Below are 12,264 nucleotides of genomic sequence, written 5' to 3'. Positions count from 1 at the left end.
CGTCTTCTGCTAATCTTATTTTTATATTCTCTTTATTAGGGCTGTGTGTTAATGCCTCATAAATATAAACAAGTATTTTCGTGGTTTTTATTAGCCGGCATTTACTTTACTGCGGCAAAATTCGGATTAAGTCTTGCTTTTGAACAGGTTAACACATCGCCGGTATGGCCTCCGACAGGTATCGCGATTGCAGCTCTGCTTCTTTATGGGCGCTCTAACTGGCCGGGCATCACTCTCGGTGCATTTCTTGTTAGCCTGAGCAGCGGATTACCTTTGCCTGCTTCTGTGGTTATCGGGCTGGGCAATACGTTTGAAGCCCTTGCCGCCTGCTGGCTGCTGGTTCGTTATACTAATAGGCTGCCGTTTAATTCGATTAAAAACGTGGCTTTTTTTACAGTTATTGTATTTGTCTCAACCATGATCAGTGCACTTTTCGGGGTAATGAGTTTGTTTTTAAGTGACATTATTCCCGTTGAATCTGTTGCTTTATTATTATCAACCTGGTGGTTAGGTGATGTTGTCGGCGGACTGGTTGTTACGCCGTTTTTAGTTACCTGGCTTAAAGTGAAAAAGAGTGCATGGCGCTCTCTGTTTACCTTCGAAGTTCTGCTCTTACTGCTTGTTACTGCTCTAAGCACAGCCGCTGTTTTCAGCAGCTTATTTTCGTTTGGTAATGAGCGTTATCCTTTGGCATTTATTTACCTGCCTATTGCTATCTGGATCGGTTATCGCTTTCACCACCACGGCACTACTTTGTATATTATCTGTGTTTCAAGTTTTGCCGTTTTTGGAACCCTGAATGGTTTTGGTCCCTTTGTCAGGGCTTCTGAGAATGAATCACTTGTGCTTTTACAAGTCTTTATGGGAATTATGATGACTGCGTCTCTGGCGCTGGTGGCGAGTATTGAAGAAAGCCAGCGGGCTAATGCCGCGCTGGCTGCCAGTAAGCGGCAGCTGCTGGACTTAGTTGCACAGCAGTCGGGGGATCTGCTGGCCGCGGGTGAGCAGCTGAAGCTGGCGGAGAGTGTCTTTAATGAAAGCGTTGAATCGATTGTTATTACCGATAAAGAAGCATTAATTCTTCGCGTTAATCCGGCTTTCTGCAGGGTTACCGGATACAGCAGTAAGCTGATTGTCGGCAGGAACCCTCGTTTTTTACAGTCAGGCCGGCATGACCATGCATTTTATCTGGAGTTCTGGGAAACTTTACTAAAGGAAGACAGCTGGAAAGGTGAAATTTGGAACCGGCGCAAAAACGGCGATGTTTTTCCTGCCTGGCAGACGGTTTCTGCAGTACGTGATAAGACAGGTAATATTATTCAGTTTATCAGTATTTTTAGTGATATTTCTGAAAAAAAAGTGACAGAAGAGAGAATCTATCATTTAGCTCATTACGATATAGTTACCGGACTGCATAACCGTTCTGCATTTTATGAGCAGATGAAGATGGCTATTGCCGGTTCCCTGCGCCATAAGCATAAGCTGGCTTTATTGTATCTGGATCTGGATAATTTTAAGCTGATTAACGATGCATCCGGGCATGCGACTGGTGATCTTCTGCTGAAATTTGTAGCAGATCGGCTGCGCAGCGAAGTACGCAAGGTGGATATTATTGCCCGACTGGGCGGTGATGAATTTGTTGTTCTGTTAACTGATATACAGTCAAATCAGGATGTCCTGCAGGTAGCGGAGAAAATACTTAAAACAATCGCTTCACCTATTTTACTGGATCATACGGAAGTGGTGGTAACCAGCAGTATAGGTATCAGTACTTTTCCCGCTGACGGAGAAGATGCCGACACGCTGCTTAAAAATGCAGATGCGGCTATGTACCGGGCGAAAAAAGTCGGGCGTAATACAGCGCAGTTTTTTACCGCAGAAATGAATGCTCAGGCTCAAGACATACTGCAGCTTGAAAATAATATGCGTTATGGGATAGATAAGCAGGAGTTTATTCTGCATTATCAGCCTCAGATCAGTGTGACAAGCGGTAAAATCATCGGCTGTGAAGCTTTGATCCGCTGGCGCCATCCTGAACGGGGACTGCTTTTCCCTGATGCCTTTATTGGTATTGCCGAACAGAGCGGATTGATAAAGCAGCTGGGTTCATGGATTCTGCATGAAGCCTGCCGTCAGCAGGTCGAATGGCGCCGGCAGGGCATGCCCAGGATCCGCATTGCCGTTAATATTTCCAGTAAACAGTTTTTCAGTCAGCAGTTAATTGAAGAGTTTAAGCAGGTGTTTGCAGAAACGGGGGCAGATCCGCAGTACCTTGAAATAGAATTAACTGAAAGCACGGTTATGGAAAATGTTGAAGATAATATTATCATCCTCCAGCATCTGCATAAGATGGGAGTACTGCTGGCTATTGATGATTTTGGTACTGGTTATTCCTCTATGGCGTATTTAAAACGTTTCCCGATTGGTAAATTAAAAATAGACCGAAGCTTTGTTCAGGATCTGGCCAGCGATCCTGATGATGCGGCTATTGTTACAGCAACAACACTGCTGGCTCACAGCCTGCATATGATTGTGATTGCCGAAGGCGTGGAAAATAAAGAGCAGCTGCAGTTCCTAAAAGAGGTCGGCTGTAATGAAATTCAGGGGTATTTATTTAGTAAAGCCGTTGCGCCTGATAAATTTTTTGAACTGGTTAAGAACCGGAAGATGCTGACTGTTAATTTTTAATAATTTTTACAGGAGCAGTTGATTATGAAAATTCGCCGCATTTTGACTGCGCTGACTGTAGCCTGTGCAGTTGTTAGTCTTAGCGCCTGCAGTGACAAACAGGCAGCCCGCAGTGATTTGCCCGGATCTTATTTTACGGCTTGCCCTGCTTCGCCGAATTGTGTTTCAAGTGATGCGGCCGCAGATGACAGCGAGCATTTTACTGCACCATTACAGCTTACAGCCCCTCCAGAGAAAGCCTGGTCAGCAGTTCGTAAAGAAGTACAGGTTTTAGCGCGTACAACAATTATTACGGAAACAGAAAATTATCTTCATGTTGAGGTGCGCAGTGCTTTGTGGGGATTTGTTGACGATCTTAAATTACAGCTTCGCCCTGAGCTGGGTATAATTGCAGTCTTTTCTGCTTCGCGTTCAGGTTATTATGATTTTGCTGTTAACCGCAAACGTGTTGAAAATTTACGAGTCAGGCTGATTAAACAGGGAGTTGTAAAATAACAGGCTTGCACCGGCTGCTGATGTTTTAGTAGTCTTAGTGTTTCGAGACGCCTGCCGTCAATAGAGTTGTGATTTATGGATGAACCTTACTCGAATAATAAAATGATGTTCAACCACAAGGTTTATATATGCACTCGTTACCTTTGATTCTTGCCGGCCCTATTGTGCGAAAATGCACTGCACAGGAAGTTGTCTTCTGGTTTGCAACCTCAGAGCCCTTAACAGGCTCTTTTACCCTGTTTTTAAAGCAGCAGATTTTACTGCAGGCAGATCTTAAACAGCAGACTTGTTATCGGGCGGGCAGACACTGCTGGATAACCCTATGTCACTTTAGTACAGAAGAAGCACTGTCGCTTAATCAGATTCTTAATTATCAGTTTATAACCCAGCAGGGACCGCTGGAATATTTATTACCGGGTTTATTATATCCTGGCGAAACGCTGCCGACGCTGGTTATTAAAACAGAACTTGATTATGTGATGCATGGCTCCTGCCGTAATCCCCACCATAGCAGTGCAGACTCCTTAGTCGCCGCTGATAATAAGACTGCTGAACTGGGCGCATTACAGCGGCCCGCTTTACTGATGCTCAGTGGTGATCAGATCTATGCGGATCACGTTGCCGGGCCGACTTTAGGCGCCATTAAAGAAGTGATTAATCTGCTCGGGTTAAATGATGAAGTTTTTGAGCAGGCTGCTGTTGCCGATTCACAAGCTTTGTATCAGCACCCTGATTCTCTTTTGAATCGCGATGCAATTTTACCTAAGCACCAGAAGCAGAGTTTATTAAGCAGTTTACTGCCGGTTAAAGATAAGTCGGTATTCAGTGCGACAGAGATTGATAATCATCTGATTAGTTTTGCAGAATTTATGGCTATGTATCTGCTGGTCTGGTCGCCGCAGCTATGGCCGTTAATTGAATATCAGCAGCCGCCTCAGTTGGATAAGGAGTTTTCTGATGCGCAGAAGCAGCACTGGTTACAGGAGTGTGTTGAGATTAACTCTTTTGTAAACGGTTTAGCGCAGGTGCAGCGGCTGTTTGCACACCTGCCGACCTATATGATTTTTGATGACCATGATATTACCGATGACTGGAATCTCAGCGCCGCCTGGGAGCAGCAGACCTATCAGCATCCGTTTTCCCGGCGTATTATCGGCAACGGTCTGATGGCCTACTGGTTATGTCAGGGCTGGGGCAATGAGCCGGATAATTTTGGACTGGATTTTCATAAAACCGCCCGCAGTTATTTTACCGAGCCAAATAAAAGCAGTCATGACAATTTTGTTGAATATCTATTTAAGTTTGAGCAGTGGCACTACACTGTTAATACCTATCCTAAGATACTGGTTTTAGATACTCGCACCCGGCGCTGGCGCTCTGAATCGAATCTCAATAAACCTTCCGGCCTGATGGACTGGGAGGCCCTGACCGAGATGCAGCAGAGCATGATTAATGAAGACAGTATTATCCTGGTATCACCTGCGCCTATATTCGGCGTTAAATTTATCGAAGCGCTGCAGCAGCTGATGACCTGGTTAGGTTTGCCTCTGATGGTGGATGCTGAAAACTGGATGGCGCATAAAGGAGCCGCCAATGTACTGCTGAGTATTTTTAGTCATCGAAAAACACCGGAGCAGTTTATTATCTTGTCCGGTGATGTACATTATTCTTTTGTCTACGATATCCGTTTACGATTCCGCTCTAACAGTCCTAAAATTTATCAGATCACCTGCAGCGGTATTAAAAATCAGTTTCCAGAGAGGTTACTGACCTGCTGCGAGTTTCTGGATCGTATTATCTACAGTCCGTACTCCCCGATAAACTTTTTCACTAAACGAAAATCTATGAAAATCAGTAAACGGGATCCGTCTACTCCGGGAGATCAGCGTCTGGTGAACAGCAGTGCGATTGGTGAATTAAAACTGGATAAAAATCAGCAGATAAGCGAGGCCGCACTGTTAACGGGTAAAGGTCACAGAATAAATTTTGCTGATACAAAGTAAGGCCTTTGGTGCAGAGTGCTTTTGTGTTTTTAAGTCGAGAAGCCTGCTCCAGTCTGCCGAATAGGCGCTGTGTTTAAAGTCCAGCTCTATAAGGGGACGATTTACAGACGTTTTTCGAAATGCCGATAATATTTACACATTATTTCACCCATTCTTCTTTTTTATTTAACAATACTTCGCCTTTATTTCCGGCACAGCCACCGGCTGCTGTTATGGTCACAATAAACAGCGTCTTATCAGACTGGTACGTGGAAAATTCTGCGTCGATTTCTTTTACATGCTGATTTGTCGTGTTTTACCGTAAAACGTTAAGTGGTTGTTTTAAATGTAGATAATTACAAGGGCTTATTTTATGCATGAACTTAGTGTTGTGCAAGGTGATTGCTCTGACTTTGATTAAGGAATATTTATAATAAGCAACCCTTAAGGAGATAACTAATGAGTCTATTTGATTACAGCTGCAGGTTTCTTATAAAAAAAGTATTTTCAGTTATTATGTTATTTACAACTGCTATCGGTTCCGGTGCATATGCAACAATGATTGATTTGAGCGTGGCCGGCAGTTCGGGTAATTTGGGAAGCAGCGCTTTATTTTATCAATCGGATGCCCAGCCTACGGGAACAGGCGTGATCGATCCTTTTGTTCAGGTAAAAGGCAACGGTAATACGATAGATATTGAACAAGCATATAATACTACGGTTGACGGTACTTTTGATGTCGGTCCGGCAGATAACTGGAACCATGCGATTACCCTTGGTGATGTTGGCTTAGTTACAATTAATAATGATCTCTATCGGGAATTTTTTCTTGATATTAATGAAAGTCACAGTAAAGCCCATGGTTACCTTGAGCAGTATATCTCATTAGATGAAATTAAGGTGTATATGGGCGGTGCGGCAAACTCAAATACAACGGACCTTTCTGACGGCGGGCCTCTTGGGACTCTTGTTTATGACTTTGATGATGATCCAGGTGACGGCTTAGACAACTGGGTAGCATTAAATTATGGCCTGGGGCATGGCAGCGGTTCTGGTGATATGAGTTTCTATTTAAACAATAGTTTCTTTGACGGCTGGGCAGAGACGGATAATCTAGTTTTTTATTCTCTATTTGGTGAGATAGGAAATGATCCCGGACAGTATAATTTAGCAAGTGGTGACTGCGATGTCGGCAGCCGCAATCATTGTGACTTTGGACCTAGTGCTGATTTTGAAGAGTGGGCGGTAAGCGAAAGCAAGACTGTCAGGCTGCCGGAACCCGGTTCTCAAATACTGTTATTATTGGGTTTGCTCGGAGCTTATTTATTACGTCAGCGCTTTTTAGCTAAAGCGTGCAGAAAATAATCTGCGTTATGCTTAACGGTAAAGCGTTAAGAGGTTAATGCTCTTTGAGCTTTATATAAAGGCTTCTGAATTTATTTAGAAGCCTTTTCTTTATCTTGTTAATAATTATAACCAGCCAGCCTTTGACTGATTTAGAATAGACGCTATTTAAGGCGAACAATACAAATATGACTCTGAGGTCGACAATAAAGCCTATTTATAGTAGCTTACTGCTAATATTTATCGATGGAAAAAAAGCGTGTTAATTTCAACATTACCAGTACGAATTTATTATGAAGATACCGATGCCGGCGGTGTCGTTTATTACGCTAATTATTTAAAGTTTTTCGAGCGCGGACGTACAGAATTCTTACGTGAATTTAATGTTCAGCAGGATACTTTATTAGAAAAAAATATTGCGTTTGTAGTCCGTAAAGTAGATATGGACTGCATAAAATCAGCACGTTTTAACCAGCTGATTACTGTCAAAACTACAGTTATTAAACAACGCAGAGCGAGTTTAACCTTCAAGCAGGAAATTTTTCATGAAAATGGGGAACTTCTTTGCCAGGCTGCGACTCTAATCGCCTGCGTAAATTTACAGAAAATGAAACCAACAGCTATTCCAGCTGAAATAATCGAGGTAATTCCCAGTGCAAGCTGATATGTCTTTTTTAGGATTGTTTTTACAAGCCAGCTGGCTTGTTAAATTTGTCATGCTGTTATTGCTTGGCATGTCTATTTATTCATGGACATTAATTTTTGCCCGCTCAAGAATGCTCAAAGCAGCCGCCGCCGCGCTGGAGCATTTCGAAGAACGTTTCTGGTCCGGTCATGATTTAAGCCGTTTATATAAAGAAACATCGGCACGCAGTGAACGCATTTTTGGCGGTGAAAAAATATTTTACAGCGGTTTTAAAGAGTTTTCGCGCCTGCACCGCATGCCGGGACGTAACGTGGACAGTGTTACTGAAGGGGCGCACCGCACTATGCGGGTAACCTTATCAAGAGAGATTGATGATTTAGAAAGCGGCCTGCCGGCTTTAGCAACTATTGGTTCAATCAGCCCTTATATCGGTCTGTTTGGTACTGTATGGGGCATTATGAACTCCTTTATTGCATTAGGTGAAGTGCAGCAGGCGACTTTAACTATGGTTGCACCGGGTATTGCCGAAGCTTTGATTGCAACTGCAATGGGGCTGTTTGCCGCTATTCCTGCCGTGATGGCTTATAACCGTTTTTCAACTAAGGTGGGGAAACTGGAAACAGCTTATATTAATTTAATGGAAGAGTTTACCTCCATTTTACATCGCCAAGCTATGACTGAAAACGAGTAGATAAGATTATGCATTATTCTTACCGCAGTCCGAAAAGACGCCGTGTTATCGCCGAAATCAATGTTGTACCGTATATCGATGTGATGCTGGTTCTGCTGATTATATTTATGGTAACCGCACCGCTTGTGACTCAAGGTGTTAAGGTCGATCTGCCGCAGGCCGTTGCAGAGCCGCTGCCTGATGACAGTAAGCCGCCGATGATTGCCTCGATTGATAAACAGGGGCGTTATTATCTGAATGTTGGTGACAGTGTTGAATCGCCGCTTGATGCGCAGGAAATGGGCGCATTAGTGCGTGCACAGTTAGCATTAGATGCAGATGCGCAGTTTGTTGTTAAAGGTGACGGCGATGTCAGTTATAAACGTGTTATTGATTTAATGGTTTTACTGCAGCAGGCGGGTGTCCCTTCTCTTGGTTTGATGACTGAGCCTGATCAATAATGAAAAATAGTTCAACAATAATCGCTTTTATTACAGCACTTGCACTGCATCTTATTGTTGGTGGTGTACTGCTGATGAATGTTGATCTTTCATTTACGAAAGAAAAAATTAAAAGCAGCACGCCGGTTATTCAAGCTTCAGTGGTTGATCAGAAACTATTTGATGATTTAGCACAGCGTAAAAAAGACAAGCAGCTGGCAGATAAACGCAGAATAGAGAAAGCGCGCCAGGAAAAAGAGCGTATTAAACGCGCAGAAGCTAAGCGTAAGAAGCAGGAAGCGGACCGCATCAAAGCTGAAAAAGCGGAAATTGTACGTAAAAAGAAAGAAGCGCAGCGGATTCAGGCGGAAAAAGTGTTAGCCGCCAAAAAGCTAAAAGCCAAACAAGAGGCTGCTAAGGCTAAAAAGCTTGCTGATGATAAACGCAGAAAACAGGAAGCTGAGCGCAAAAAAGCTGAAGCCAAACGTAAAAAGCAGGAAGCACAGCGGATTCAGGCTGAAAAAGCGGCTAAGGCTAAAGCTGCGAAAATAAAAGCGGAAAAAGAGGCTAAGGCAAAAGCTGCCAAAATCAAAGCAGAAAAAGAAGCGAAACGCAGAGCTGAGGCTGAAAAAGAGCGTTTACGCCAGGCTGAGCTGGACAGACAGATGGAATCTGAGTTTGAAGATGCCTTCTCAAGTGCGCAAAATTCTAAACAGCTGTCTGAAATTGCCCGTTATAAAGCGCTTATTGAAAATAAGATAAGTAGAAACTGGCAGGTTGATCCGGATATGAAAGGCAAAACCTGTACTTTAGCAATACGCCTGGCGCCGGACGGCCTGGTCTTAAGTGCGGAACGGAGCCGCGGAGATGTGAAAATGTGTGCATCCGCCAGACGTGCCGCGTTAAAAGCTAAAACATTACCAATTCCTAAAGATCCAAAAATCGCGCCGCAGTTCCGAGATTTTGATATTACTTTAGAACCTGATTTGTAAGGAAAAAGATCCATGTTATTACGTTTATTATTATCCTTTTCAATTGTGATTTTTTCCGCTCAAGCTTCTGCCCGCCTGGAAATTCTGATCACCGAAGGGGTAAACAGCGCCCGGCCGATTGCGGTCATTCCTTTTAAGTGGATAGGGAAAGGGCCGAGACCGCAGGGCATTGCTGACATTGTTTCTGCGGATCTGCAGCGAAGCGGACAGTTTAATCCTATTTCTATTGATAAAATGCCGAAAACGCCGTCAAACAGCAGCAATATTGATTTTTCCCTATGGCATGATATGGGAGTTGAAGCTATTGTAATGGGCGAGATTAGACCGGCAAGAGAAGCGGGCAAGTTTACTATTACCTATGAATTGTTAGATGTGGTGACTGGTAATATGGGCATGCCGGAATACAGTCCTATACTGGATAAACGTCGTTTTACTGTTGAAGAGCGTAAATTCCGTCATCTTGCACATACTGTCAGTGACTATGTTTATGAAGAGTTAACCGGTGAAAAAGGGGCTTTCTTAACACGTATTGCTTATGTTGCCGTTGACCGTAAAAGCACCCATCCCTACCAGTTACGCATTTCCGATTATGACGGTTACGGCGAAAAGTCTGTACTGCGTTCAAAACAGCCGATTATGTCTCCATCCTGGTCACCGGACGGTAAAAAACTTGCTTATGTGAGTTTTGAAAAACGTCGTTCACAAATCTATGTGCAGAACTTATATACACATAAACGCGAACTGATGACCAGCTTTACTAAAATTAACGGTTCTCCCCGCTGGTCGCCTGATGGAAAAGAGTTAGCATTAGTATTGTCAAAAGACGGGCAGCCGGAGATTTATGTTCTAAATACTATTACTAAAGAGCTGCGCCGCATCACTCATAACCGGACAATTGATACAGAACCAAGCTGGACGCCGGATGGAAAAAGTTTGATATTCTCCTCAGAACGAGGCGGCAGACCACAAATTTATCAAATAGAGCTCACATCTGGTAAAACAAAACGGATTACTTGGGAGGGGGATATGAATTTAGGTGGCACAATTACCCCTGATGGTGATAACCTAGTGCTAGTAAGCCGCCATAACGGAGATTACAAAATTTCAGTGCAAGATCTTGATTCTGGTGAGTTAAGAACACTGACAAAAACTGAGTTAGACGAATCACCAAGCATTGCTCCAAACGGCAGTATGATAATTTACAGTACTGTCTTTCAGGGCAAAAAAGGTTTGGCGTTAGTCTCGATGGATGGACGTTTTAAGGCTAATATTCCTGCTAAAAACGGTGAAGTTAAATCACCAGCATGGTCTCCATTCTTAAAGTAAATTTATTAACAATAAATGAGGAAAGAAAATGAACTTAACGATGATCTCAAAAAGCTTATTGATTGCACTACCGATGCTGGCTTTAGGCGCATGTAGCTCAAACAGTGAAACTGATGCCGAGTCAACAGAAACTACTAAAGCGGCAACTGAAGTAGCTGCAGAAGCAACTGCTGACAGCACTGTGCAGACAGATGTGGTTGAAGCTGTTGAGTTAACTGAAGAAGAGTTATTAGTTCAAGAATACACTTATGCGATTTTAGAAACGACAATTAACTTTGCGTTCGATAAATCATTGATTGAGCCTCAGTACACTAAAATCCTTGATGCGCATGCTAAATACTTAATGGATAACCAGGATAAAACATTAACTATTGAAGGTCATGCAGATGAAAGAGGTACGCCTGAGTACAATATCGCACTAGGCGAGCGTCGTGCGCAGTCTGTAGCTACTTACTTAGAAAACGTTGGTGTTTCATCAAGCCAGCTTGAACTTGTAAGTTACGGTGAAGAAAAGCCGGTAAACTTTGGTCATGACGCAGCAGCTCACGCTGAAAACCGTCGTGCAGAATTAACTTACTAATTATTTGTGATGAAAAAAGTTAATTCTAATGCGGCCGTTTTTATGGCCGCTTTTTTATCCGCCTCTGCATTTGCCGCCGCTCCTGTAAATGATGTGACTGTGACCAGCAGCAGTGCGCCGATAGAAAAACAGATCCAGGAACTGACTCGTTTATTAGAAATGCGTACTAAGATGCAGCTGCGCTTTCAAAATCAACTTGATCAACTGTCGCTGGAAATGAGTGAAATGAAAGGCAGTATTGAGCTGTTTAATCATAAAGTTGAGCAGATTGAAAACCGTCAGCGCAATTTGTATCAGCTGATTGAAGAAAAGAGTAAAACGGCATCCGCCGCCGCTGTTGACGACTTGTCAGCAGTACCAAGTTCGGAAAGTGAAAAAGCAGCTTACCAGAGTGCCGTGGATCTGGTACTGGTGAATAAAGATTTCGAACAGGCTATTACCGCATTTGAAGCATTTGTTATTGATCACCCTAAATCACCGTATGTGGCGAATTCACAATACTGGTTAGGGCAGCTCTTATATAAAAATAAGAAACGTAATGAAGCTCGAAGTGCTTTTCTGATCGTAACTGAAAAATATCCTGACTCAAATAAACGTCCGGATTCTTTATTTAAAATAGGTATTATCGATGAATACCTTGGTGATATTTCATCGGCAAAAGAATTTTATAAGAAAGTATTAAAAGAATATCCGAGCTCTTCAGCTGCCGGGTTAGCAGATAAGCGTTTAAAAAGCTTATAAACGGCATTAATAACGTTTTGTAAACACGCTTATTAGAGTTTTGTTTATTTTCTCGGCAAACAGAAAAAAAAGAAATATTTTTTGTTGCGCTCTTAAAAATATTCTATATTATACGCCGCAGTTGAGACGGACATGTGACCGAGTTCATATTAAGTTTTAACTACCGAAAATTATTCGGATTGTCAGTCAGGTGGTTTTGAAGTTACTTTTAATTCACTTGTGTTGATAAGAGCCAAAGGGATACCTTCGACTCAAACAGTAAGACCGAAAACTATTCGGGCCGTTAGCTCAGTTGGTAGAGCAGTGGACTTTTAATCCATTTGTCGAAGGTTCAAATCCTTCACGGCCCACCACTTTCTT

11 protein-coding genes and 1 tRNA gene are annotated in these 12,264 nt (G+C 42.9%); all 12 read left to right on the top strand.

The genetic code is table 11. The features are described 5' to 3' along the window. The first annotated feature begins 51 nt into the window (after positions 1–51). The 12 genes from G337_RS27580 (at position 52) to G337_RS0105590 (ending at position 12,257) form a co-directional block, all read left to right on the top strand. A complete protein-coding gene (locus G337_RS27580; protein WP_051302990.1) occupies positions 52–2,688 on the top strand; it encodes an EAL domain-containing protein in 2,637 nt (878 codons plus the stop codon). 24 nt (positions 2,689–2,712) lie between these two features. Further along, a complete protein-coding gene (locus tag G337_RS0105645; protein ID WP_028863014.1) occupies positions 2,713–3,183 on the top strand; it encodes a DUF1499 domain-containing protein in 471 nt (156 codons plus the stop codon). A gap of 128 nt (positions 3,184–3,311) precedes the next feature. Continuing rightward, the gene (locus G337_RS0105640) at positions 3,312–5,186 is read left to right on the top strand and encodes an alkaline phosphatase D family protein (RefSeq protein WP_028863013.1); all 1,875 of its coding nucleotides are present in this window, start codon (positions 3,312–3,314) and stop codon (positions 5,184–5,186) included. Positions 5,187–5,624: 438 nt separating this feature from the next. Further along, positions 5,625–6,530 carry a PEP-CTERM sorting domain-containing protein gene (locus G337_RS0105630; protein WP_028863012.1) on the top strand — a complete coding sequence of 302 codons (906 nt, stop codon included), beginning with the start codon at positions 5,625–5,627 and terminating at the stop codon, positions 6,528–6,530. Positions 6,531–6,768: 238 nt separating this feature from the next. Continuing rightward, positions 6,769–7,173: a tol-pal system-associated acyl-CoA thioesterase gene (gene ybgC, locus G337_RS0105625; RefSeq protein ID WP_028863011.1), complete on the top strand. Its 405-nt coding sequence runs from the start codon at positions 6,769–6,771 to the stop codon at positions 7,171–7,173. Then, the gene (tolQ, locus tag G337_RS0105620; protein WP_028863010.1) at positions 7,163–7,846 is read left to right on the top strand and encodes a protein TolQ; all 684 of its coding nucleotides are present in this window, start codon (positions 7,163–7,165) and stop codon (positions 7,844–7,846) included. Before ybgC ends, tolQ begins: the two co-directional genes overlap by 11 nt. 8 nt (positions 7,847–7,854) lie before the next feature. Continuing rightward, positions 7,855–8,286 carry a protein TolR gene (gene tolR / locus G337_RS0105615; protein ID WP_019613044.1) on the top strand — a complete coding sequence of 144 codons (432 nt, stop codon included), beginning with the start codon at positions 7,855–7,857 and terminating at the stop codon, positions 8,284–8,286. Further along, complete coding sequence (gene tolA, locus G337_RS0105610; RefSeq protein WP_028863009.1) at positions 8,286–9,257, top strand: cell envelope integrity protein TolA; 972 nt, start codon at positions 8,286–8,288, stop codon at positions 9,255–9,257. The genes tolR and tolA overlap by 1 nt, the downstream gene beginning before the upstream one ends. Before the next feature lie 12 nt (positions 9,258–9,269). Beyond that, positions 9,270–10,583, top strand: a complete 1,314-nt coding sequence (gene tolB, locus G337_RS0105605) for a Tol-Pal system beta propeller repeat protein TolB (RefSeq protein ID WP_028863008.1) — start codon at positions 9,270–9,272, stop codon at positions 10,581–10,583. A gap of 28 nt (positions 10,584–10,611) precedes the next feature. Next, positions 10,612–11,163, top strand: a complete 552-nt coding sequence (gene pal / locus G337_RS0105600) for a peptidoglycan-associated lipoprotein Pal (RefSeq protein ID WP_028863007.1) — start codon at positions 10,612–10,614, stop codon at positions 11,161–11,163. Between the two features lie 9 nt (positions 11,164–11,172). Further along, the gene (ybgF, locus tag G337_RS0105595) at positions 11,173–11,904 is read left to right on the top strand and encodes a tol-pal system protein YbgF (RefSeq protein WP_028863006.1); all 732 of its coding nucleotides are present in this window, start codon (positions 11,173–11,175) and stop codon (positions 11,902–11,904) included. A gap of 277 nt (positions 11,905–12,181) precedes the next feature. Continuing rightward, positions 12,182–12,257, top strand: a tRNA-Lys gene (locus G337_RS0105590). The last annotated feature ends 7 nt before the right edge of the window (positions 12,258–12,264 follow it).

The sequence above is a fragment of the Psychromonas aquimarina ATCC BAA-1526 genome, from assembly GCF_000428725.1.
In the GTDB taxonomy this organism is placed as follows: domain Bacteria; phylum Pseudomonadota; class Gammaproteobacteria; order Enterobacterales; family Psychromonadaceae; genus Psychromonas; species Psychromonas aquimarina.
The sequence above is the reverse complement of the archived record's forward strand: the minus strand, read 5'-3'. Positions and strand labels throughout refer to the sequence as shown.